The sequence below is a fragment of the Caulobacter rhizosphaerae genome, assembly GCF_010977555.1.
In the GTDB taxonomy this organism is placed as follows: domain Bacteria; phylum Pseudomonadota; class Alphaproteobacteria; order Caulobacterales; family Caulobacteraceae; genus Caulobacter; species Caulobacter rhizosphaerae.
The window spans coordinates 4,639,382-4,663,525 of the sequence record NZ_CP048815.1 but is presented as its reverse complement, the minus strand read 5'-3'; the positions used below and the strand labels follow the sequence as shown (position 1 = coordinate 4,663,525).

Genomic DNA, 24,144 nt, shown 5'->3' with positions numbered 1-24,144 from the left:
CGGGTCTCAGGGCCCGCCTGGATTGGGAAAGGGTCGCTGTTCGCAGCGGCCCTTTCTTCTCTAGAATGACCGCGCATCGAACCGATGAGGCGTCGCTTGGGCGAAGGGCGGACATGACCAACAGAGTGCTGCTCAACAATGTCGACCATGGCGACCTGCGCGTCCTCACGGGGCACGGCGCCGCGTTCGGCGACAACATCAACCAGGTGCTGGTCTTCCCCACCGAGTTCGAGGCGGTGCAGCGCGAATACCCGATCTTCTTCCGCAAGGACGCCGACGGGGCGTTCCAGGCTGTCGCCCTGCTGGGCCTGGACCGCGACGAGAATCTGTTCCTTGACCAGCGGGGCTGGAACGCCCGCTACGTGCCCGCCGTCCAGCAGCGCGGGCCGTTCTCGATCGCTCTGCGCGAGCGCGACGGCGAGCCGATGATCCATGTCGACCTGGACCATCCGCGTGTTCGCGCCGGCGAGGGCGAACCGGTGTTCCTGCCCGCCGGGGGCAATTCGCCCTACCTCCAGCACGTGGCTCGCCTGCTGGGCCTGATCTATGACGGCCTGGAGATCGGCAAGGCGATGTTCGAGGCCTTGGCGGCGGCCGAGCTGGTCGAACCGGTCGACGTGGAGATCAAGCTGGACGACCATGTCCAATACGACCTGCCCGACCTCTACACGATCTCCCAGGCGCGGTTCGCCGCCCTGGACGGCCCCGCGCTGGCGGCGCTGCATCAGGCCGGCTTCCTGGCGGCCGCCCAATGGGTGCTGTCGTCCCTGGGCAATGTCGGGACCCTCGTCGAGCTGAAGAACCGCAAGCGGGCCCTGGCGGCTTGAGCGGGAGGGGGCCGATGATCGACATCGCCCGCAGGACGCCGGTGGTCGAGGGGCTGGCGGCCGGCCAGATCCCCTTCGACGAGATCCTGACCCAGCAGCGGCCGACGATCTTCCGCGGCATGGCGCGCGACTGGCCCCTGGTGCGGGCCGGCCTGGCCTCGCCGCGCGCAGCCATGGATCATCTGCTGGAGCACGATCGAGGCGAACGCTTCGTGGCCTATATCGGCGCGCCGGAGATCAAGGGACGGTTCGGCTACGACGCCGAGGTCTCCCGCCTGAACTTCCAGACCGAGCGGGCGCCGCTGCGCGCCTTTCTGGAGCGGGTCGAGCAGCACCTGCACGTGGTCGACGGTCCGTCTTTCTATATCGGCTCCAGCGACATCGACGCCTATCTGCCCGGCCTGCGCGCCGAGAACGACCTGGGCCTGGACCTCGCCGCCCTGGGCGACGCGACGCCTCTGGCCAGCGTCTGGATCGGCAATCGCACGGTGGCGGCGGCCCATTACGACATGTCCAACAACATCGCCGTCTGCGCCGTGGGCCGGCGGCGGTTCACGCTGCTCCCGCCCGAACAGGTGGACAACCTCTATCCCGGCCCGCTGGACCCCACGCCCGGCGGCCAGGCGGTCAGCATGGTCGATTTCGACGCGCCGGACCTTGCGCGGTTCCCAAGGTTTCGGGACGCCCTGGCGGCGGCCCAGGTGGCGGAGCTCGAGCCCGGCGACGTGCTGGTCTATCCGGCCCTGTGGTGGCATCAGGTCGAGGCGCTGGATCCGTTCAACGTGCTGGTGAACTACTGGTGGAACGCCGCGCCGGCCTTCATGGACAGCCCGATGAACACCCTGCTGCACGGCCTGCTCAGCCTTCGCGACCGGCCGGATTTCGAGAAGCAGGCCTGGAAAAAACTGTTCGACTACTACGTCTTCGGTCCCGCGGATCGGGCGGGCGCGCACTTGCCCGAGGCGGCGCGCGGCGACCTCTCGCCCTTGGACGAACGCAAGGCCCGACGGCTGCGGGCCTATCTGCTCAACCGCTTGAACCGCTGACGGCCGCCGGAGGGACCCCATGCAGGACCAGGTCGTGAAGAAGGTCGTCGTCGCCGGGGGCGGCACCGCGGGCTGGATGGCGGCGGCGGCGCTGGCCAGGCAGCTAGGTCCGCTGCTCGACATCAGCCTGGTCGAGTCCGATGAGATCGGCACGGTCGGGGTGGGGGAGTCGACGATCCCCACGGCGCGCACCTTCAACGCCCTCCTGGGCATCGATGAGCCAGCCTTCGTGCGCGCCACCCAGGCGACGTTCAAGCTGGGCATCTCGTTCGAGGACTGGGGCCGGGTGGGCGACCGCTACATCCACTCGTTCGGCCAGGTCGGGAAGTCGAACTGGATGGGAAGCTTCCATCACTTCTGGCTGCAGGCCCGGGCGGCCGGCTTCGGCGGCGAGTTGGGTGACTACTGTTTCGAGTTGCAGGCGGCCCTTGCCGACCGGTTCTCGGTCGGCGAAGGGCCCGAGCTGAACTATGCCTATCACCTGGACGCCACGCTCTATGGCGGCTTCCTGCGCCAGATGAGCGAGGGCCTGGGCGTGCGGCGGATCGAGGGCAAGATCGGTCAGGTCGAGCAGCATCCGGAGACCGGCTTCATCCGGGCTCTGGTTCTCGAGAACGGCGACCGGGTCGAGGGCGACCTGTTCATCGACTGCACGGGCTTCCGGGGCCTGCTGATCGAACAGACCCTGAAGGCAGGATACGAGGATTGGAGCCATTGGCTGCCAACCAACAGCGCCCTGGCGGTGCAGACCCGATCGACCGGTCCGGCGGTTCCCTATACCCGCGCGATCGCCCACCAGGCCGGCTGGCGCTGGAAGATCCCGCTGCAGCACCGGGTGGGCAACGGCCTGGTGTACTGCGACGACTACATGTCCGACGACCAGGCCCGCGAGACCCTGCTGGGCGCGCTGGACGGCGAGCGGCTGATCGAGCCGCGGGTGATCCGCTACCGCACGGGCCGACGGCGCAAGACCTGGTCGAAGAACTGCATCGCCCTGGGCCTGGCCAGCGGCTTCGTGGAACCGCTGGAATCGACCTCGATCCACCTGATCATGATCGGGGTGACGCGGCTGATGCAGCTGTTCCCGTTCGGCGGGGTCAGCGACGCCGTCGTCGCTCGCTACAATCAGCAGGCCGTCGACGAGCTGGAGAAGATCCGCGACTTCATCATCCTGCACTACAAGCTGACCGAGCGGACCGACAGCCCGTTCTGGGACCGTTGCCGGACCATGGACATCCCCGACAGCCTGGCCCAGCGCATCGCCCTGTTCCACGAGAGCGCCCAGGCCTTCCAGGCTCCGGGCGAGCTGTTCCAGGTCGATTCCTGGTTGCAGGTGATGCTGGGCCAGCGGCTGGAGCCGGTCGCCCACCACCAGATGGGCCGCCTGATGCCGCCCGAGCAACTGCGCGCCGCTCTGGCCGACCTGAGCGGCAACATCGCCCGCGCGGTCGGCAGCCTGCCGAACCACCAGGCCTTCCTCGACCGATACTGCGGCGTCGCGGCCGCCTGATCCGGCCGCTACTCCGCCGCCTGCAGCCGCGCCGGCGGCCGGACCTCCGCGGTTCCGACCAGCGGCAGGCGCACCTGCACCAGCAGGCCCTCGCCCGGCAGGCTCAGCCGGATGTCGCCGCCGTGGGCGCGGATGATGGAGCGGGCGGAACTGAGGCCCAGGCCCACGCCCTGCTTGCTGGAGCCGCGGGCCTCGACGCCGCGGTAGAAGGGCGTGAACACCCGCTCCAGGTCTTCGGGTTCCAGGCCCGGCCCGCTATCGCGAATCTCGACCACCGTCTCGTCGCCCTCGACGTGCAGGGCGACCCGGGCGCTGTCACCATACTTGACGGCGTTGTCGAGGAGATTGGCGAAGACCCGCTGCAGGCCCAGCACTGACACCTCGACCTCGGCCGGTTCGCCGGGCTCCAGCGCCACGTCGCCGCCGGTGACCTCGGCCTCGTCGATCACGCATTCCAGCAGCGAGCGCAGGTCGACCCGCTGGCGGGCGCCGGCCTCGGCGTCCTCGCGCATGAAGGCCAGCACCGAGGTGATCATCGCCTCCATCTGGTCCAGGTCCTGGCCGATCTCGCGGCGCAGCGACGGCGAGGCGCGCTCCAGGCGGAAGCGCAGGCGGGCCAGGGGCGTGCGCAGGTCGTGCGAGATGGCGCCGATCATCGCGGTGCGATCGGTGATGTAGCGGCTCAGACGTCCCTGCATGGCGTTGAAGGCCCGGGCGGCGCGGCCGATCTCGGCGGGACCGTCGGCGACGATGACTGGCGAGGCCGGGTCGCGGCCCAACTGCTCGGCGGCGGCGGCGAAGCCGGCCAGGGGCGCGGCCAGACGGCGGGCGAAGATCCAGCCCAGTGGCGCCACCACCGCCAGGGACAGGGCGAACCACATCAGCACCCGGCGCTGCCAGCTGTTGGGGAAGGCCTCGGGTCGGGGGCGCAGGGTCGCCCACTGGTTTGGACCGACGCGCAGGGCGGCCACGAAGTCGCCTTCGATGAAGGGCGGCGGGGCCAGGCCGAACAGGCTGCGCGCCGCCGGCGCGGCCAGCGGGCGGCCGACCGTCGCCTCGGGCTCGGGCCCGGGCTGGGGCTTGGCCGGCGTTGGCGAGGGCGCAGGGAGGGCGACGTGCGGCGCGGCCTGGACAGGCTCGACGACCGGAGCGGCCGCGGTCAGGGGCTGGGGCGGCGGCGGGCGCTTCAGGGTCGGCTCGCGGGCGACGGCGTCGGCGACCGGATCCAGGGGCGGGGCGGGCGGGGCCGGTCCCCGCAGCGAGTCGGGCAGGGCCGTGGTCGCCCGCGAACGGAACGGCGCGGCGAATAGCGGGTCAGCCGAGCGCCCGGCCGCCGCGGCGGACGGGGAATAGCTGAAGATCCGCTGGCCGCCCGGGTCGCCGGCCTGGAAGACGCGCTGGCCGGTGGCGGCGCGCATCCCTCCGTCGGACGGAAAGCCCTGGCGGATCTGGACGCCGCCCATTCCCGGCCCGATCGGCCCCATGCCGTCGCCCGGACCGCCGATCCCGCCCGGCCCGAGGCCCGGCGGCAGGGTCTGAGCCTCGGCGTAGGTGGTCAGCAGCAGGGCTAGAGGCGAGCGTCCGGGGCGGCGGCTCTCGGCGCCGGCGAACGGCGGCGGGGCGTAGAACAGCAGGCGGACGTCGTCGCGCGGCGCGTCCAGCAGGCGAGCGAGGTCGGCGCGGGCGGCTTCGGAGGCCACCCAGCCGGGGCTCTGCAGGCTGGGCGGCTGGGTCTCGACCGTGCGGACCAGGGGGCGGTCTGCGTCGTCGTCGGGCACGGCCCCGCGCAGGCCGGCGGCGATGTCGGCCAGGCTGTGGTGCATCGGCGGGGCCGGCGGCAGCAGCACGGTCAACCCCAGGGTCACCGTCTGGGCCGCCACCAGCCCGGCCAGCAGCAGGGCCATCACCTGGACGGCGATTGGCGGGCTGGGCCACCGGCGCGGGAAGACCCTTCCCGCAAGGCGTCCCCAGGCCGTCACTCCAGCGTGACCTTGGCGTCCAGCATGTAGCCCATGCCCCGATAGGTGCGGATCAGGGGCTGCTCGGACTGGGCCTCGATCTTGCGACGCAGGCGGCTGATATGCAGGTCGACACGGCGGCCGAGGTTCTCGACCGTCTCGCCGGCGATGATGGTCAGGAGCTCGTCGCGCGACACCACCGAGCGGGCATGGTCGGCCAGGGTCGACAGGATGGTGAACTCGCCGGGGGTCAGCAGCAGCAGCACGCCGTTGGGCGCGGTCAGCTGGCGGGCGGCGGCGTCCAGGCGGAAGCCGGCGAACAGCCGCACGTGGCTGCGCGGACCCTTGCCGCCCGCCCGGCGCCGCAGCAGGGCCTTGACCCGGGCCAGCAGCTCGCGCGGGGGGATCGGCTTGACCACGTAGTCGTCGGCGCCCAGTTCCAGCCCGACGATGCGGTCGACCGGGTCGCCCAGGGCGCTGAGCAGCAGGATCGCCGGCCCGTCGGTCCCCGACACCTGGCGGCACAGCGACAGGCCGTTCTCGCCCGGCAGGTTGACGTCCAGCACCAGCACGTCGATGGGACGGGTCTCCAGCACCTGGCGGGCCGCGGGCACGTCGGCGGCCTGGCGCACGGTATAGCCCTGGCCGGCCAGATAGCCGGCCATCTCCGCGCGCAGGACGTCGTCGTCCTCGACCAGCAGGACGGTGGCGGTCTCGGCGAGGGCGTTCAGGGTCATGACGGCGGACATACAGCCAGATTATGTTCGCGCCTGGACCTTGGCCATGGGCGAAGCGGCGCGGAGATCCGGACTGTCAGGCTTCCCCGCGTCCTTTTTGGCGCCGGTTTGTATCGGGCCGAAACAGGACGGCATTGGAGCGAAACATTCGCGCCGTGCGGGCGGCGCGCCCCAAAAGGCCGGGGGCTATCGCGGCCCCTGCGCCAGCGCCGCGACATAGGCTTCCATCAGCCGGACCAGTTCGTCCTCCAGCTTGGCCGGATCCAGCGCCAGGTCGGGTTCGGCCGCCGCGGCGCGCAGCAGGCCAACCGCGGCGTGGGTCAGGACGAAGGCCGACTCGTTGGTCAAGGCGATCTCCAGCCGCGCCCGGCCGGCGATGGCCGCCAGGAAGGCTTGGTGGTGGTGCGCCAGCATCCCGTCCTTGCCCTTCTGGAACAGGGCCTCGAACAGCACCTGGCCGGTGGCGGGCGAGCCCTCCACGCCCTTCATCAGAGACCGGACGATCGCCCGTACGCTGCCGATGTCCGGGCGCTCGATCACCGTCTCGGCGATGGCGTCACGGACGCTGGCGGCGCGGCGCTGGGCCAGTGCGGCCAGGATGTCGTGCTTGCCGGCGAAGTACTGGTAGAGCGTGCCGATGCTGACCCCGGCCCGTTCGGCGATGCGATTGGTCGTCAGCCGGTCGATCCCGTCGGCCTCGAGAAGTTGAAAGGTCGCGTCCAGGATCGCGTCGATCGTCGATTCCGAGCGGGCCTGACGCGGCGTTCTGCGTTGTCTTTCAGTCACTTGCCACCCCTGGTGCGGCGCCCGACCCACGTCGCGAGAAGGCGAGTAGGAACCTGAACGACGCTTACATAACCTTTGCGCCGACACCAGAGCCGCCCGTCGCGGCGGCAAGCTCAGGAGCGCCGATGAGCCTCTCCATCGACCAGGTCCGCGCCAAGGTGGCGTCGCAGAAGACGCTGCTGCCGGCGCTGTACGGCGCCGTCGATTTCGACGCCGCGCCGGAGCGCTTCACGCTGGACGCCTCCAAGGCCGTGGTGCGCGACCGCGCGCCGCTGGGCGTGGCGGTGACCCAGGACGACCTGGACCGGATCCAGGCCTATACGATGCTGGGCGACGTGGTCGCCGACGCCTATGCCGCCCTGATCCCGCAATACGGCTTTCGCCGGCTGATCGACATGCTGGTCGCGGCCTGCGAGCACGGCGTCGAGGCGGTGGCCTCGGCGCCGCCGCAGTTGGCCGCCTTCATCGCCGACATGGAGGCCCGGCCCGACTGGATCGACATGGACCTGGTGCGCGAGGGGGCGCGGCTGGAGCTCAACGTCATGGCCCACTTGGCGCCGTTCGCGATCCGCAGCGCATTCGTGGCCACCTTCCTGAACAAATACTCGGCCCTGCCCATGGCCCTGACCGGGACCCTGACCAACGCCAGCGCCGCCCGGCGGGTCAACGAGACCGCGACCTTCTTCACCACCACGGTGCTGCCCGGCGCGCTGGAGCGCCACGGCGCCGGGTTCAAGGCGGCGGCCATGGTGCGGCTGATGCACTCGATGGTGCGGTTCAATGCGCTGCGGTCGGGTCGCTGGGACGCGTCGGTCTACGGCGTGCCGATCCCCCAGGTCGATCAGATGCCGGCCGGCCTGATCCCGATCTACCTGATGGCGTTCAAGATGCTGCGCCAGGGCCGCCGCCGGTTCACCGCCCAGGAGCGGGCCAAGGTCGAGCTGGCGCGCTACCGCTGCTTTCTGCTGGGCCTGCCGCGCGACCTGCTGGCCGACACGCCCGAGGGGATCGTGCGGACCATGACCGCCCGCGACTCCACCCTGCGCCAAGGCTTCGACGACCAAACCTGCGGCGCGCTGATCCGCGCCACCCTGGCGGCCTACCTGCCGCCCGACCGCTCCCTGCCCAACCGCCTGCACGACCGTGTCGAACGGCGTTTCGCCAAGGCCTTCTTTCTGCGCCACTTCATGCGGGGCGACCGGGCGGCGGCGGCGCGAATGGGCGTCGAGGTCGGGTTGGCCGACCGGCTGGTCTTCACGGTGGTGGCCGTGGGCGTGACGATGCGGATGGCAGCCTTCGACGTCGCGCTCCAGGTTCCGGGTCTGCGCCGGGCGGCCGACGCCGTTCTGGAACGCCGGGTGCGCCGACTGCTGGTCCGTTACGGCCATGCCGAATACGTGACCGACGCCACGCGGTACCGGCCGGCGCAGGCGGCGGCCTAGATCGTCGGCCCGACATCCGAGGCGGGGCGGCGAGCGGGTCTCAGCCCTCCACCCGCTCCACGCGGGCCGCGAAGATGTAGCCCAGGTGGCGGATGGTGCGGATCAGCCCGGCGCCGCCGTCGATGCGGTCGAGCTTGCTCCTCAACCGGCTGATGGCGACATTGACCTGCTGCGGCGCCGGTCGGGCATGGGCGTCGGGCGGGCCCTGGCGCAGGGCGTCGCGGGTCAGGACCTGGTTGGGCTTGTCGACCAGCGCCCACAGCACCAGGAACTCGGCGGTCGACAGCGGCACGGGCCGGTCGCGCGGATCGAACAGGTCCTGGGTGGCGACATTCAGCCGCCAGCCGTCGAACCCATAGACGGCCGGGGTCGCGCGGGCCGACTCGTCATGGCGCGCGTCGTCGTGGCGGCGCAGCACCGCCCTGACCCGGGCCAGCAGCTCGCGTGGGCGGTAAGGCTTGACCACATAGTCGTCGGCCCCGAACTCCAGGCCCACCACGACGTCGCATTCCTCGCCGGAGTCCGAGACCACCATGATCGCCGGCGGGGCGGGCAGGCGGAGCAGGCGCGAACAGACCGACAGCCCCGAGGCGTCGGGCAGCATCATGTCCAGCATCACCAGGTTGACCTGGGTTTCGCGCAGGATCTGCTCCATCTCGTGGGCGCTTCCAGCCCCCAAGGCCGTCAGACCGTAGCCGGAGAGAAGCCCCGTCATGTCGTGGCGGGCGACGGGGTCGCCGTCGAGGATCAGGATGCGCTTGTCCATGGTCAGAACATCGCCCTTCCGCTCAGCCGCAGGGTGTACTTGGTCTGCTTGCGCGAGGCCTCGGCCCCGCCTTCCAAGGCCAGGTAGGACAGGTTCGAGCCGGCGCGGAGGGCGAAGCCCAGGGTGACCGCGCCGGTCTCGTCGCCAGAGGCGGCCAGGGTGAACGGCGTCCCGCCCGCGAAGCTGGCGATGGTGTCGCCCATGGCCCCGGCCAGGGTCTGGCGATAGCCGACCCGCAGCTCGGGCCGCACCCAGACGTCCTTGCCGTACTGCCTGCCCAGCACCAGGCCCAGGTCGCCGCTGAGGTTGTCGGCCTGCCGCGAAGCCACGGTCAGGTCGAAGCCCGAGCCGCCGCCATGCTCCTTGCGCTCGCCTTCCCACAGCCAGACATAGTCCAGCCGAGCCTCGGGCCGTAGATAGACCTCGCCCAGTCGCGCTTCGTAGGCCAGACCCGCGAAGGCGTTGGCGACCATGCCATTCCAGGCGGCGGTGTTGGTCAGCTTGACGTCCGCCGCGCCGTTCCCGTCGACGTCCTCGCTGAGGAAGGTCCGGTCGCCGTTGAAGCGGCTGTAGCCGACCCCGCCGCCCAGGTTGAAACGCCAGCCGCCGACCGACCGGCGCCAGTAGAGGCCGGCCTGCAGCATTGAGGCGGTGGTCTTCTCGCCGGCCTTGGCTACGGTGTCGTGCTCTTCCAGGCTGACCGCGGCCAGGGTGACCCCCAGCGCCCCGCCGGCGTCGCCCATGGCCTCGTAGCCGGCCACCATGCCCAGGGCCTGGGTGTCGGAGCCCTGGGTGTCCCCATCCTCGCGGCGGACCAAGGCGTTGATCTCCTGCACCCAGACGCTGTCGGGGCCGTAGCGGTCGCCGAGGTCTGGCCGGTTGGCCGTGGCCGCCGAGATCTGCTGCTGCACGGTTTGCAGGGCCGAGAACAGCCCCTCGCCCTGGCTGGGCAGCATCTGGTCATAGAGGTTGAAGAAGCCGTCGCGGGTGCTCTGGTTCAGAAAGGCGCCGGCGACGTCGGTGTTGTTCGACAGGGCCGCGAACACCGCGTCATAGGCGCTGGTCTGGCTGCGCGACATCGAAGCTTCCGAGGCCGTGCGCCGCCGCACGTCGATGTCGATGTCGTTGCCCGAGGCATAGGCGTTGGCGACATACAGGTAGGAGGTGTGGCCCAGCAGGTCCTGGTTGATCGTCCCGGCGATCAGGCTGCCGGCCTGGATCACGGTATAGGTAGTCGGGGCGGTCAGCAGGCTCTTGAAGTTCAGGCCCAGGGTGGCGCCGGTCTCGATCGTGGCGGTGTCGACCACCAGCTTGGTCTGGGTCCCGGCGGTGGGGTCGATCGAGAACACCAGCGTGCTGTCGGCGCCCAGGGTCAGGCTGGTGGCCTTGATGGTCTCGGTGTTGGTCAGGCCCAGCGAGCCGTCGCCGATCCGGATATCCAACAGGCCGTCGCTGTCGGTCAGGGCGCCGATCATGTAGCCCGTGCCGTCGATGGTCAGGCGGTCGGCGCCCGCGCCGAACGAGACGTCGCCGATCAGGCCGCCGTTCAGGATCGACAGGCTGTCGGCGCCGGAGCCGAACAGCACCCTGCCGCGGATCAGCGGCTCGTCGGCGTCGTCCACACCGTCGCCGTCCGCGTCGGCGTCGGCCACCCCGTCATCGCCGTCGTCGCCGTCATTGACGCCGCTCTGGACGATGGTCACGCCGGTGGTGTTCTTCGAGACGTCGATGGCCGTCGCCGTGCCGTAGACGACCTCGTTGCTGGCGTCGGTGTCGGTGTCGTCGGTGTCGTATTCATCGTCGGTGGCGACGACATAGGCGGTGATCCTGCCGGTGTTGGTGACGGTCTTCAGCCCGCCGCTGTCGTCGATGATGGCGTAGGACGACCCGCCCTCGCCGGCGACGGTGGCGCTGATCGTCCCGGCGTTGGTCACGCTGGTCATGCCGGCCCCGGCCGCGATGCTCAGGGCCTTGGCGGTGACGGCGGTGTCGCCGGTGACCGAGGCGGCGAGCGAGCCGGTGTTCCACAGGGTGTCGGCCGTGGCGCCGGCGTTCAGCTTCAGCCCGACCGCGTCGCCCTCGTAGGCGCTGGCCGAGATCGAGCCGGTCAGCCTCACCCCGCCGGTGACGATCGTCGACAGCCCCGTGTCGCCGCCCAGTTGGACGCCGGTGGCGCTGATCCCGTCATGGACGCCGGCCGCCGTCACCGAGCCCCTGATGATCAGGCCGTAGGCGTCGTCGCCGGTCCCGACCGCGCCCAGGGTCACCGCGCGGGTGTCCGAACCGACCCGCAGGGCCGGGGCCGAGCCGTAGGCGGTGACCGAGGCCGTGCCCTCGCTGCTGTCGGTGACGCCGTCGCCGTCCTCGTCGTCGGAGGTGTCATCGTTGGTGTCGGTGGGCGGCGCGTCCAGCAGAACGCCGCCGGCCACGTCGGCCGTGACCTTCACGCCGCCGCCGCCCTGCAGCAGGTCGTCGGCGTCCAGCAGGGCCTCGTCGGCGGGATCGGAATAGCGCGAGGTGACCCGGTAGCCGGTCGAATAGACCGAGCCCTGGATGACCACCGCGCCGCCGACGTCACCGTCGACCGCCAGGCCGACGCTGCCGCCGCCCAGCACGCTGATCGAGCCGTTGCTGGTCAGGCCGCCGCTGATCGTCCCGGTGGTATGGATCCCGTAGCTGCGGTCGCCGGTGACGCTGATCGAACCGCTATGGACCAGCGAGCCGGTCAGGGGCGCTTCCAGGCTGACGCCCGCCGAGTCGTTGCCCTCGATGGTGATCGCGCCCGTCGAATCGTTGGTGATGGTCCCGACGAAGGGGGTGGTGCCGGTCAGGCGGATCCCGTAGCGACCCGAGCCCTTGGCGAAGGCGCCGTCATAGTCGCCGTCGCTGTCGTCGTCGGTATAGGTGTAGTCCTCGGTCAGGCTGATCGTGGCGCTGTTCAGCAGGGTCCCGGCGTGACCGCCCAAGACCAGCACGCCGATGGAGTCCGAGACGCCGACGCTGGACAGTGCGCCGGCGTTGGTCAGGGTGTTGTCGCTGTCGAGCGTGGCGATGGGGCCCGAGGCGCTGAGCGTGATCGCGCCGTCGCTGGTGATCTTGACGTCGTCGGCGGCCCCGGACGCGGCCGTCGACGTGGCGATCGGCGTGGTGCGTGAACTGCTGGTCACCTGGGTCTCGGCCGCCGCGCCCCCTGCGCTGAGCAGCAGGGGGGCCAGGGCGGCCGAGGCGAGAAGTTTGCGGGACATGGACGGCCTTGATGTGAGCCGTACTTGCCTAGAGCGCCGCCGTGGCTGGCGGATGACCCCCAGGTATCGACGCCGATAAGCTGAGGTGTTCGTAGCCGACGCTATGTTTCGGCAGTGTGTCGACCCTCCCCTGTGGGAAGAGGCGCCAATCTAGCCCCCGCTTGTCGGCAACGCCTCCGGAACCAGCGCCAGGTTCATGATCGCCGCCAGGCCCCATTGGGCCGTGCCGTTGGTGGTGACCCCGGCCGCCTCGTCGATGGGATTGAGCACGTCAGAGCCCGCGAAGTGTTTGGTGGCGGTCGACAGGTTCAGGTCCTCGACCACGCCGCGGCCGAAGAACTCGGTCCAGGCCCGTTCGCCCAGGGCTTTGTCGCCCAGCCGCCAGGCGGCATAGGCCGTCAGCCGGGAATGGCCCTGACGCAGGCCGTTGGCGCCCAGCGGCCGGCCGAACTGGGCGATCTGCTCGGCGCGCGGGGCGTTGTACCAGCGGCAATAGTCCAGCCAGGCCTTGTCGTAGGCGGGCTCGCGGATCAGGGCCAGCATCTCGACGTGGATCTCGGGCGCGCCGAACGCGGCGTTCAGGTGGCCGACCGACATCTTGTCGCCCGCGCCGGAGAACGTGCCCGTCTTGACGTCGTAGGTGGCGGCCCCGGCGAACCACTGCTTCTGCAGGGCGGCGATCGACTTCATGCCGGCCAGGATCCGGTCGCGCCAGCGTACGTCGCCGGTGCGCTCCCACTCGGTGAACCAGGCGCCGCACAGCGAGCTCCAGTCGGTGCCGAACGAGGCGCGGATCTCGCCCTTGGGCCAGGCGCCGTCCTCCAGCTTGCGGCCGATATTGACCCGGGTCAGGGCCTCGTCGCCGTCGACCAGGTCGCGCATCAGGTCGCCGACCCGCTCGTCGGCGGTCAGGTAGTAGTAGATGCGGCGGTAGATGGCGTTGCTGACCCGGGGCTGCTTGGAGCTGTCGCCCCAGTGCTGCACCCCGTGCCGGGTGCCCAGGCCCCGGTAGGGCCCGACGTGATAGACGTCGACCTCGCCGGTGTGGCGGGTCATGGCCTCGGCCATGCGGAACACGTCGGCCCGGCCGCCGCGCAGATAGCTCAGCCACAGCCACAGGTCTGTCGACAGTTCAGAATTGTCCCAGGCGAAGCCGCCGATGTCGTAGCGCCAGACGTGGCGGTCGACATCGTAGCTGTGCATGACGTCGCCATAGTCCCAGAAGCCGTACCAGCGACGCTGGGCGATCTGGCCCAGATAGAAGTTCAGCAGATGGTCCTGGCGATCCTCGATCCGGGCCTTCTGCGGCGTGCTGCGGTCCGGCAGGCTCCAGGCCCCCAGGACGTTGGCGGCGTGGATCCGCTCAGGCGTCGCCATCAGTCGCGGCGGCTTGTCGTTGAGTTGCGCCATGGCGGGGAAGGCGTCGCGGGCCGGGGTCGTGTCCAGGGCCCAGAGCCGCAGCTCCGTCGTGCGGGCGATGCCGGTGGGCGTGCCCCAGTCCTTCTCGTAGTCCTCGTAGGTGATGTTGAGGCCTTCGGTCTCCTGGGCGTGGGTCTCCATGCCCAGGCCGTCGTGATAGAAGCGGGTGTCCATCACCGGGGCGTCGGGTGACCACAGCCAGGCGGTCAGCCGGGCGACCTCGCCGGCCGCGCCCTGGATCTCCAGAGCCGTCGGCGGCGCGCGCCAGAAATTGCCCAGGCCGATCGCCGCCCCGCCGCTGGCCCCGCCCACATAGGCCACGCCGCTGGCCCGTCCGCCGCCGTCCGAATGGATCCAGGCGTGGCCCGGGGCGGTGCGCTTGCGGATGGTGAAGCCGTCGGCCGTCGGCTGCGACAGCAGGAAGTCGCCCCAGGCCGGGATCAGGTGCAGGCCGGCGCGGACCGGTGCGGCCATCTGGTCGGCGGGCGGGACCTTGCGGCCGGCGATCTGGGCGTCCCGAAACGCCGCGCCCGGATCGCGGCGCAGGCCGGTCAGCGGCTTGACCGCCTCGGCCCAAAGGCCACTGTCCTGGCCGGTGAAGCGGACGTGGCGGTCGTAGAGCTCGTCCGCCATCGGCACGTCGACGGTGACGCCGAGGCCGCAGACGAAGTCCTTGGCCGCGTCGCCGTCGAAGATGAAGGTGTGCATCATTCGCAGCGAGTCCGCGCCGGCATAGGCGTAGAACCGGACGATGAACGGGGCCCAGGCGCGGTCGCCACCCTTGTGCCGACCCTCGAGGCGGATCACCGCGCGGACCGGTCCGTTTTGCTCGACCGCCACCTTGTCGACCACGCTCTCGAAGGTCTTGCGGCCCACCGGCGCGCTGTCGATCTCGGGCGCGTCCTGGGTCTGCAGCACCAGGCGGACGTTGCGCAGCACCTCGCGGCCGCCCCGGGTTGCGGAAGCGATCAGGGCCGAGCCGTCGCGGGGGAAGCGCCAGGTCGCCAGGCCGGCCGAGACCTCGACGGCCGCCGGGCTCTCAGTCACGCGGACGCCAGGGGCGCCGGTGACGGCCTTGCCAAGCTCGATCGTCAGGCTCGCGCCCAGTGGGCCGGCCCCGACCGCGTGGGCGGTCCATTTCAGCGAACCGTCCGGCCAGTAGGCGATCGGCCAGGTCTGCAGGGCCACGGGCGAGCCGTCCGCCGCCTTGGCGCGGAACGCCTGCTTGCGGGGATAGGCGCCTTGCGGCCAGGGCACGCCCCAGGTCTGGCCGGCGTTCAGGGGCGGCGGCGCGCCGTCGATCCACACCGCCTGGGTCGGCGGCAGGGGCTTGGCGGAGGCGGCCGGGGCGGGGCTGGCGGCCAGCGCTGGGCCCGCCAGGCCGGCCACAGCGCCGGCCAACGCGGTCTGGGCCAGCACCTCACGTCGGGTGGGAGAGTTCATGGCGCGCTTCCTCCTGCGCGCCGCCTTCGGCGCCGCTGGCCGGATCAGCGCGATCTTGCCAGCGACGCTAATTCCATATTCTGTGACGTCAATCCATTTTGTGAGATCTTTAGGAGGGTGCGATGCGGCGGATCGGAACGCGGCTTTTGGGGCTGGCGCTGTGCGTGGGGCTGGCCTGGCCGGCGACGGCCGCCACGTCGCCGCCGACCTGGACCGGCTCGTGGGCGACGGCCCTGGTTCCCACTGACGCGGCCAACCTGCCCGCGCCGCAGGGCGAGGTCACGATCCGCCAGGTGGTGAGACTGGGCGCCGGCGGGCCGCGCCTGAGGCTGCGGCTGGCCAATACCTTCGGAACCGCGCCGCTGCGGATCGACGGCGCGAGGGTGGCGCTTGCGGCCGCGCCCGGCGGGTCGGGAATCGTGGCGGAGACCGACCGGGCGGTGACCTTCGACGGCCAGAGCGGCGTGACCATACCGCCCGGCGCGACCTGGCTGTCCGACCCGGTGAACCTGCCGGTCGAGGGCCTGGCGCGGCTGGCCGTCAGCCTGCGCCTGCCCGAAGTCCCGCGCCAGGCCAGCGTGCACCGCTCGGCCCGCACCACAGCCTTTGTCGTCGCCGGCGACCAGTCGGCCGCGCCGGAGCTGGCTGGCGCCGCGACCTTCACCCAGTGGGCCCAGCTGGCCGGCGTCGACGTCGAGCGGCCCTCCGGCAAGGGCACGGCGGTCGTAACCCTGGGCGACTCGATCACCGACGGCTCCGGCGCGGGCGTCGACGTCTACGAGCGCTGGCCCGACGTGCTGGCCGCGCGGCTGCAGGCGGACCCGCGGACGAAGGGCGTCTCGGTGCTGAACGTCGGCATCGGCGGCAACAAGCTGCTCAAGGACGGCAGCGGCCAGGCGGCCCTGGCCCGACTGGATCGCGACGTGCTGACCCAGTCGGGGGTGAAGGCTCTGATCGTGCTGATCGGCATAAACGACATCGGCGGCCTGTCGCGCGAGGGCGAGGTGACGCCGGAAAAGCGGACCCAGGTCGTGACCGGCCTGATCGCCGCCTACCGCCAGATCGTGACCCGGGCGCACGAGCGCGGCATCCGGGTGATCGGGGCGACGATCCTCCCGTGCGGCGGGACCAAGGTCTACCGTTCCGATGCGGACGCGGACGCCGACCGCCAGGCGGTCAACGCCTGGATCCGCGGCTCGGGCGTATTCGACGCGGTGGTCGACTTCGACAGGGTGACCCGCGATCCGGCCCACCCCGAACGCCTGCTGCCGGCCTATGATTCCGGCGACCAACTGCATCCCTCGCCGGCGGGTTACAAGGCGATGGGCGAGGCGGTGGCGATCGGGGCGTTGGTCAAGCGTTAGGGTCTGTGGGCAGTTGAGGATCTTGGGCCGAATTCCTCGTCCTTCGACAAGCTCAGGATGAGGAATTCTATTCAACTGCCTTACCCGTAGCCCTCATCCTGAGCTTGTCGAAGGACGAGGGCGGCCTCAGCCCACCGTCACGCTCACCGTCGCCGCCTTCAGTCCGGGCGCCGAGGCCGTCACCCGCAGCGCGCCCGCCTGGCCGCGCCGGGTGCGGACGATCGCCTGGCACAGGCCGTTGAACGCCTTACGCTGGCTGGCCACGTCGGGCTCGTGGCTGGTGGGATTGCCGTTGCCGACCCCGATCACCTCGCCCGGGCCGCCGAGCGCGAACGTCACCAGGTCGTCGGCGCGCGGAACCGGGCGGCCCTTGGCGTCCAGCACCTCGACCTTGAGGACCGCCACGTCCTGGCCGTCGGCGCGCAGGCCAGTCTTCAGGAGGGTTGGGCGGTCGGCGGTGATCCGCAGGCCGGCGGCAGGGCCGGCGGTCTCCCGGCGCTCGCGCAGGATGACCTTGCCGCCCTTGTAGCCGTGGGCCTCGATCACGCCCGGCGCGTAGGGGACCGACCATTCGACGTGCTGGTTGGGCACGACCTCGCGGACGCCCTGGCTCTTGCCGTTCAGGAAAAGTTCGACCCGATCGCAGTTGCTGTGCGCCCAGACGGCGATCGGCTGACCCTCGCGGCCTTCCCAGTTCCAGTGTGGCAGCAGGTGCAGCAGCGGCTCGGGCCGCCACCAGGCGCGGTAATAGTAATAGTTGTCCTTGGGGAAGCCGCAGGTGTCGAGCGCCCCGAAGTGCGAGCTGATGCTGGGCCAGCGGTTGAACGGCGTCGGTTCGCCGCGATAGTCGAAACCGGTCCAGATGAAGCCGCCGGCCATCCACGGCCGGTCGGCCGCGTGGCCCCACCACTTCTCGGCCGTCGTCGCCCACCAGGGATGCTCGGTGTCGTAGGCGGGCACGTACAGTTTGGCGTCGTCGCGGGCATATTCGCCGCGGGTGGCCACGGTGCTGGCGCTCTCGGTGCCGATGATCGGCACGTGCGGGAAGCGCTGGTGGAAGTCGTCCATCTTCTCGTGGCGATAGTTGAAGCCCTGGACGTCGATGACCGCGCTGATGCCTTCGCCGAAGCCGTTGTCCATGGCGGCGATGACCAGGCGGGTGGGGTCCAGGCGGTTGACCAGCCGCTTCATGGTGGCCGCCACCTTGGCGCCGCGCGCCGTGCCCTGCTGCGGTTCCTCGTTGCCGATCGACCACAGGATCACCGAAGGGTGGTTGCGGTCGCGGCGGACCAGGCGCTCCAGCTCGTCCATCGACGTGGGATCGCTGGACATCCGGCGGGTCTCGTCAATGACGACCATGCCGAGCCGGTCGCAGGCGTCCAGCAGTTCCGGCGTCGGCGGGTTGTGGGCGGCGCGATAGGCGTTGCAGCCCATGCTCTTCAGCTGCTCCAGCCGCCAGACCTGCAGGGCGTCGGGAATGGCAGCGCCGACCCCGGCGTGGTCCTGGTGGTTGCAGGTTCCCTTCAGCTTCACGCTCTGGCCGTTCAGCAGGAAGCCCTTGTCGGCGTCGAACGCGATCGAGCGGACGCCGAAGGGCGTGACGTAGCGATCGACCACGGCGCCGTCGACCTTCACCTCGGTGACCAGGCTGTAGAGATGCGGGATCTCCAGCGACCACGGCACGGGATTGGGCAGCGTTACCGTCAGGGCCAGCAACTGGCGCTCCCAGGCCGGCAGCAAGCCGGTGGCCGGCGCGGGCGCCAGCACCGGCTTGCCGGTCGCGTCGAGCACGGTGTGGGCGACCTCATAGGCGGCGCGGCCGTCGCCCTCGTTGACCAGGTCGGTGTCGATCGACAGGGTCCCGTCGAGCTTGGCGCGCACGAACACGCCCCATTGCGGCACGTGGACCGGGGCGGTCTTGACCAGCCAGACGTGCCGATAGAGGCCCGCGCCCTCGTAGAACCAGCCCTCGCCCAGGCTGGCGTCGACCCGGACGACCAGGGTGTTTTCGGCGCCGAGGTTGGCGATGTCGGTGATGTCGACGCGGAAGGGGCTGTAGCCGCTGTCCTCGCGCTCGAGGATGTAGCCGTTGACGATGACCGTGGCGTCGCGGAACGCGCCGTCGAACTCGATCGACAGCCGCTTGCCGGCGTCGGCGGCGGCCAGGGCGAAGGTCTTGCGGTACCAGCCGACGCTGGTGTCGGGGAATTCTCGGCCCACGGGCTTGTAGCCGTGGGCGGCGCGCAGATCCTCGTCGTCGGGCTTGCCGGACGGGACGAAGGCGGGGTTGTCGACGAATGACAATTCGACCGCCCAGTCGTGGGGCAGGGTGACGGGCGCCCAGGCGCCGGCGTCGAACTTGGGGTCGGAGAGCTGGCTGACCGCCCAGTTGGCGGCCGTGGCGCCGGCCTTGGCGAAGGTGCGCTGGTTGGCGCCGAAGCCGAAATCGCGCGCCGGGTCCTGGGCGTGGCCCAGCTTGAAGCGCCAGTCGAAGTCCAGCGACAGGCGCTCGCGCGGCGCCAGGTCGATGGCGGGCAGGGGAGCGAGCGGCGGCGTGGCGGGCGTCTTGCCCCCTGGCGTGGCGGCCCGGGCGGAAGCGGCGGCTCCTAGGCCGACAAGGGCGGCGGCGCCGGCGGTGGCGGCCAGGGCTTGGCGGCGGCTGAAGTCGACCATGGGATCCTCACGCGGAAAGAAAAAATGGGGAGGAAGCGACGCGCTTCCTCCCCAGTCGCAGGAACATCGGGGAGGGGGATGGGGCCAAGTTCGTAGCATCCATCGCCTTGCCACAGTCATCCTTCGAACGAGCCGAGGGACGACGGATCTTGGTGGGGCCTAGAACTTCAAGGTGACGTCGACCAGGTAGCGGCGGCCGTAGCTGTCGTAGCGGCCGATCCGATTGGGATCGTTGTCGCGGTACATCCGCAGCGCCTCGTTGGTCAGGTTGTTGACCTGGAAGCGCACGGCGACGTGGTCGTTGAAGGTGTAGGACGAGCTGAAGTCGAGGGTCTTCTCGCTCTCCAGGGTCTGCAGGTCCGCGCCGTTCCAGCCGTAGATCACGGTCATCGGCGAGTGGTACTTCCAGCCCAGCCGCGCCTCGATCGGGCCGTTGGCGTACCACAGGTCGACCGTGGCCGTGTTCTTGGCCAAGCCCGTCATCGAGAGCGGGTTGTTGGCCGGCGAGAACTCCTTCAGGTCGGAGTCGACATAGGCGTAGTTCGAATAGATCCCGAACTTGCTGAGCGGGCCGGGCAGGAAGAAGAACGGCGTCTGGAAGGTCAGTTCCAGGCCCTGGATGTAGCCGCCGCCGCCATTGGCCGGGCTGGCGACCGTATAGGTCTGACCGCCGAAGGCAGCCGGGCTCTGCTTCCAGCCGATGTAGGAGTCGACGTCCTTGTAGTAGTAGGACGCGGCGACCAGGGCTTCGGGACGGAAGTACCACTCGGCCGAGGCGTCCAGCTGCCAGGCTTCGAACGGCTTCAGCTTCGGATTGCCGGCGCTGCCGGTCCAGGGCGCCCAGTTGGCCAGGGTGCGGCTGGCGCGCAGCTCGTCCAGCGGCGGGCGGGCGATGACCTTGGCCAGACCGAAGCGCAGCACCTTGCCGTCGCCGAAGTCGAGCTTGGCGTTCGCCGAGGGCAGGAAGTCGGTGTAGTCGTTGTCGACCGTCACGGCGCTGAAGGCGCTGGCGGTGTCCTGCTGCATGCCGTCGCTGCTGGTCTCGGTGTGCACCACCCGCGCCCCGACATTGCCGGTCAGCCAGGCGCCGGCGACGCTGTCGGCCGCGAAGTTCAGCTTGCCGTAGCCCTCGTAGACCTTCTCATTGACGCTCCAGCGCTCGGCCAGTTCCTCGGTGGCGTTGGAGAGGGCGAAGGCGTTGGGGCCGTAAGCGACCGCCGCGATGGCGTCGATGTCGCCGGTCAGCAGGGCCGGGACGTCCGCGCCGTCGTCCAGCTTGTAGGCGCTCAGCAGGCTGGCCGGTACGGTCGCGCCGGTGGCGCTCGGCGCGAAGCTGAAGCTGGTGTGGTCCTTGGTGCGGTCGGAAGCCCGGGCGCCGAACTGGAAGCTCTTGAACGGCGAGCCCTGCAGGTCGCGGGTGACGTCCAGGGCCGCGGCCTTAAGTTCGTCGTTCAGGTGCTCGGGGCCGTCGTGCGAGCCGGCCAGGTCGGCCGTCTGGCTGAGGCTCAGGCTGTCCTGGCTCGTGGTGATGGTCGGTGTCTTGCCGGCGCGCCAGTCGAAGCTGGTCCAGCTCGGCCAGGCTTCGAAGCGGACGGCCTTCCAGGTGTTGGTGCGCTTGGCCTTGGAGTAGGAGACGTCGGCGGCGACGGTCCACTGGTCGCTGGTCCACTTGCCGTTCAGCCCGCCCGCGAACAGGTCCTTGTCCTCGCTGTACTTGGCCAGGACCGTCTGGACCGAGCTGAAGGGCAGGGTGGCGGCCACCACGGTGTTGTCGATTAGGGTGAAGGACGAGCCGGCGGCGTGGTAGTCGGCGTCGTTCCAGCCGGTATTGGTCTCGTCGCCCCGGTTCCAGTTGCCCCAGTTGTTGGCGCCCCAGACGGTCTGGTCCTGGACCTCGGTGATCTTGATCTTCGAATAGAGGGCGTCGGCCTTCAGCTCGAAGTGGTCGGTGGGCTTGTACTGCAGGCCGCCCGAGACGCCGGTGCGCTTCTGGTCGATGCGGCTGGCCGACATCTGCGCGCCCCAGGGCGTGTAGTCGACGACGCCGTCGCGGTTCAGGTCGCTGGAATAGTCGCTGGCGCCGGCCGGCGGGCGGGCGTTGGAGTCGTTGTAGCCCCAGCCCGTGAACGAGCCGTAGCCGTTCTTCTGGCGCTGGCCGGTCACGCCCAGCACCACGGCCAGGTCGTCGTTGATCTTGTGCACCCAGGAGCCGGAGGCGCGATAGCCGGTGGTCTTGTAGTTCGGGATGTCCTTGCCGCCGTCGTAGAACACCGGGCCGGCGCGGAGCACGAATTCGGGCCCCTTGTAGTCGAGAGGGGCGATCGTATCGATGTTGATGGTCGCGGCCACGCCGCCGGCGATCAGGTCGGCCGACTGCGACTTGTAGACCTGGACGCCCGAGACGACTTCCGACGGATAGATCTCCCAGCGGACGTTGCGGTCGGGCTCGGACGAGGCGACCTCGCGGCCGTTGATCGTGCCCAGCACCAGGCGGGCGCCCAGGCCGCGCACCACGGCTTGGCTGTCGTTGCCGCGGTCGCGGGTGGCGTTGACGCCGGGCAGGCGGGCGATCGACTCGGCGATGGTGACGTCGGGCAGCACGCCGATGTCCTTGGCCGAGATGGCCTCGACCACCTTGTCGGAGCCGCGCTTGACGTCCAGCGCTTCGCGCAGGCTCTTGCGCACGCCGGTGACGACGACTTCATCGAGGGCGACGCTCTCCTGCGCCGCGGTCGACGCCGGCGCCTCGGCGGCCGACCCGGCCATGGACGACGCGGGCGGCGCGCCCTCGCGGATCAGGACCACGTTGGAGGCGGTGCGCTGGTAGTTGAGGTCGGACCCCTTGAGCAGCAGGTTCAGCGCCTCGGCGCTGGTGTAGCGGCCGCGCAGCGCCGGGCTCTTGCGCCCCTGGACCACCGCCTTGGTGAACAGCACCTGAGTGTTCGACCGATCGCCGAACGCCTTCAGCGCCTGGTCGAGGTCCTTGGCCGGAATATTGAATTCGTAGGTCTGGGCGACGGCGGCCTGGCCCTGGGCCAGGGCGGGCGCGGCGGCGGCGAGACCCGTCAGCAGAATGGCGCTCGCGGCGCCGGCGCAAAGGCTGTGGCGGTGTCCGCGCGGACGATAGGCAGTCATCGTTTTCCCTCCCGGTCCGCGGCTCGCTCTGGTGGCCGTCTTGGCTCTCGAAACCCGCGGATATGGGTTACGACGCGGCTCCTCACGGAGCCCTCAAAAAAAACTTCACAATGGCTGAGATCGGGGGCTGGGATCAGCCTCGGCGATCAGGTTCGCGAGCGGATCTCGACGGTCGACCCGTCGGCCGAAACGTCGACGGGGAAGTAGCTCTGCACGGCCTCGACGAAGGCCGGAGTGTCGCCGGCGTTGAAGATGCCGCTGATCTTCAGGGCCCGGGCAGGGGCGTCCTCGACGACGATCTTCACCCGCGAATAGTTGTTCACTCGGGCCACGGCGTCGGCCAGGCTTTCGTCGTCGAACACCAGCTTGCCCTCGCGCCAGGCCATGGCCCGCTCGACATCGACGGCTTCGTGCATGAGCGGCGGCGTGGCGTCGGCGGCGAAGACCAGCTGCTGCTGCGGAGCCAGTTCCTTGGGCGGCGGCGCGGCCCCGCGGACCGGGGCGGCCTCGGTCACCGCCACGCGGCCCTCGACCAGGGTGACGATGACGCGCGCCCCTTCGTGCTCGACGGTGAAGGCGGTGCCCAGGGCGGTCACGGTGCGCGTGCCGGCCCGCACCTTCATGGGACGCGCCTTGTCCTTGGCCACCTCGAAATGGGCTCGGCCCTCGACCACCTCGGCCAGCCGCAGGGCGGGCGAATAGGCGACCTTGACCAGGGTGTTGGCGTCCAGGGAAACGCGGCTGCCGTCCGAGAGGGTGACCGTGCGCTGCTCGCCCACCGCCGTCCGCAGGGTCTGGCGGGCGTCGGGATGCAGCTGCCGCCAGCCGTAGATCGCCAGGGGGCCCGCGGCGAGGGCGGCCAGGCCCGCCGCGACGCCTCGACGGTCGAGGCCGGGTCGTTTTCCGGCCCCGCCGGCCCGGCCCAGGGCGTCGCGGCGCAGGACCAGCAGTTCGGGCGCCGCGGCCTGGTCGCCGAACAGGGCCCAGCTTTCCTGGACGTCCTCGAACGCCTGCCGGTGTTCGGGCGAGGCGTCGCGCCAGTCCTCGAAGGACTCGAAGATGGCCGCATCGTCCGGGGCGTCGCCCAGGCGCAGGAGCCACCGCGCGGCCTCTTCATGAACGATGCTGTCGGACAAGGATCGGGCCACGGACCTGCTCTAGACCGCGCTAGCGCGCCTTGCCAGGTGCGCCAGCGCCTTGATCATGTACTTCTCGATCGAACTCGCCGAGACGCCGTACAGCGTCGCGATCTCGGCGTGTTTCAACCCTTCCAGTCGATGCAGGATGAACACGTCGCGCGTGCGGGCGTCGAGTTCCTCCAGGGCGGCCAGTGCGGATCGCAAGGACTGCCTGTCTTGTAAGACGCGCTCGGGCGACCGCACCTCAACAGTTTCATCGCGGTGCGCCGCCTCGGCCAGGTGTTCGGCGAAGGTCTTGGCCCGCCGCGCGCGGTCGCGCAGCAGGTTCACCGCCGTCCGGAACAGGAAGGCCTCGGGATTGTCGATCCGCTCGCCGCCCTCACGATCAGGGCGCTGCAGGCTGCGGACCATGCGCAGGAACACCTCCTGGGTCAGGTCCTCGGCCTCGTCGCGACGGTGAACACGGCGCAGGAAGAAGCTGGTCAGCGGCCCGCGATACCGCGCATTGAGGCGATTGATCTGCCCGTCGTCGGACGTTTCCACCTGTTGCTGCGCCGGGTTCTCCCGCGGCATCGCGACCTCCTCGACCGGCGCGCCCCCGCGCCCGACGTTCCCCTGGTCCGACAGCCATATCGCCGTTTTCAGGGAATCTCC

Annotated in this window: 15 protein-coding genes; 5 read left to right on the top strand and 10 right to left on the bottom strand. The window is 70.4% G+C overall.

Going from position 1 to position 24,144, the window contains the following annotated elements; genetic code table 11:
• Positions 1-113 precede the first annotated feature (113 nt).
• The 3 genes from G3M57_RS21240 to G3M57_RS21230 are packed head-to-tail and all read left to right on the top strand — an operon-like array spanning position 114 to position 3,383.
• On the top strand, positions 114-827 hold the full coding sequence (locus G3M57_RS21240; RefSeq protein ID WP_163232847.1) for a SapC family protein: 714 nt from the start codon (positions 114-116) through the stop codon (positions 825-827).
• 14 nt (positions 828-841) lie between these two features.
• Positions 842-1,873, top strand: coding sequence for a cupin-like domain-containing protein (locus G3M57_RS21235; protein ID WP_163232845.1), 1,032 nt, complete (start codon positions 842-844; stop codon positions 1,871-1,873).
• 19 nt (positions 1,874-1,892) lie between these two features.
• Positions 1,893-3,383, top strand: coding sequence for a tryptophan halogenase family protein (locus tag G3M57_RS21230; protein WP_163232843.1), 1,491 nt, complete (start codon positions 1,893-1,895; stop codon positions 3,381-3,383).
• 8 nt (positions 3,384-3,391) lie between these two features.
• On the opposite strand, the gene G3M57_RS21225 is transcribed toward G3M57_RS21230, so the two are convergent.
• The 3 genes from G3M57_RS21225 to G3M57_RS21215 all read right to left on the bottom strand — a co-directional run bounded on the left by G3M57_RS21225 (position 3,392) and on the right by G3M57_RS21215 (position 6,864).
• Positions 3,392-5,287, bottom strand: a complete 1,896-nt coding sequence (locus G3M57_RS21225) for an ATP-binding protein (RefSeq protein ID WP_163232841.1) — start codon at positions 5,285-5,287, stop codon at positions 3,392-3,394.
• A 71-nt stretch (positions 5,288-5,358) separates the two neighbouring features.
• Entirely contained in the window at positions 5,359-6,090 is a 732-nt protein-coding gene (locus G3M57_RS21220) for a response regulator (RefSeq protein ID WP_235525745.1), read from the bottom strand.
• A gap of 174 nt (positions 6,091-6,264) precedes the next feature.
• The gene (locus G3M57_RS21215; protein ID WP_163232839.1) at positions 6,265-6,864 is read right to left on the bottom strand and encodes a TetR/AcrR family transcriptional regulator; all 600 of its coding nucleotides are present in this window, start codon (positions 6,862-6,864) and stop codon (positions 6,265-6,267) included.
• Between the two features lie 125 nt (positions 6,865-6,989).
• Between G3M57_RS21215 and G3M57_RS21210 the strand changes: the two genes are divergently transcribed.
• Positions 6,990-8,306, top strand: a complete 1,317-nt coding sequence (locus tag G3M57_RS21210; RefSeq protein ID WP_163232837.1) for an oxygenase MpaB family protein — start codon at positions 6,990-6,992, stop codon at positions 8,304-8,306.
• 40 nt (positions 8,307-8,346) lie between these two features.
• Here G3M57_RS21210 and G3M57_RS21205 read toward each other — a convergent pair whose 3' ends face one another.
• The 3 genes from G3M57_RS21205 to G3M57_RS21195 all read right to left on the bottom strand — a co-directional run bounded on the left by G3M57_RS21205 (position 8,347) and on the right by G3M57_RS21195 (position 15,179).
• A complete protein-coding gene (locus G3M57_RS21205; protein ID WP_163232835.1) occupies positions 8,347-9,072 on the bottom strand; it encodes a response regulator in 726 nt (241 codons plus the stop codon).
• Between the two features lie 2 nt (positions 9,073-9,074).
• Positions 9,075-12,317, bottom strand: coding sequence for an autotransporter outer membrane beta-barrel domain-containing protein (locus tag G3M57_RS21200; RefSeq protein WP_163232833.1), 3,243 nt, complete (start codon positions 12,315-12,317; stop codon positions 9,075-9,077).
• A 150-nt stretch (positions 12,318-12,467) separates the two neighbouring features.
• Entirely contained in the window at positions 12,468-15,179 is a 2,712-nt protein-coding gene (locus tag G3M57_RS21195) for an exo-rhamnogalacturonan lyase family protein (RefSeq protein ID WP_163232831.1), read from the bottom strand.
• Positions 15,180-15,301: 122 nt separating this feature from the next.
• Between G3M57_RS21195 and G3M57_RS21190 the strand changes: the two genes are divergently transcribed.
• Positions 15,302-16,543 carry an SGNH/GDSL hydrolase family protein gene (locus G3M57_RS21190; protein ID WP_163232829.1) on the top strand — a complete coding sequence of 414 codons (1,242 nt, stop codon included), beginning with the start codon at positions 15,302-15,304 and terminating at the stop codon, positions 16,541-16,543.
• 126 nt (positions 16,544-16,669) lie between these two features.
• Here the strand turns inward: G3M57_RS21190 and galA are convergent, their stop codons facing one another.
• The 4 genes from galA to G3M57_RS21170 form a co-directional block, all read right to left on the bottom strand.
• The gene (gene galA, locus G3M57_RS21185) at positions 16,670-19,216 is read right to left on the bottom strand and encodes a beta-galactosidase GalA (RefSeq protein ID WP_163232827.1); all 2,547 of its coding nucleotides are present in this window, start codon (positions 19,214-19,216) and stop codon (positions 16,670-16,672) included.
• A gap of 159 nt (positions 19,217-19,375) precedes the next feature.
• Positions 19,376-22,351, bottom strand: coding sequence for a TonB-dependent receptor (locus G3M57_RS21180; protein ID WP_163232825.1), 2,976 nt, complete (start codon positions 22,349-22,351; stop codon positions 19,376-19,378).
• A 146-nt stretch (positions 22,352-22,497) separates the two neighbouring features.
• Entirely contained in the window at positions 22,498-23,499 is a 1,002-nt protein-coding gene (locus G3M57_RS21175; protein ID WP_163232823.1) for a FecR family protein, read from the bottom strand.
• Between the two features lie 9 nt (positions 23,500-23,508).
• On the bottom strand, positions 23,509-24,063 hold the full coding sequence (locus G3M57_RS21170; RefSeq protein WP_163232821.1) for an RNA polymerase sigma factor: 555 nt from the start codon (positions 24,061-24,063) through the stop codon (positions 23,509-23,511).
• Positions 24,064-24,144: the final 81 nt, after the last annotated feature.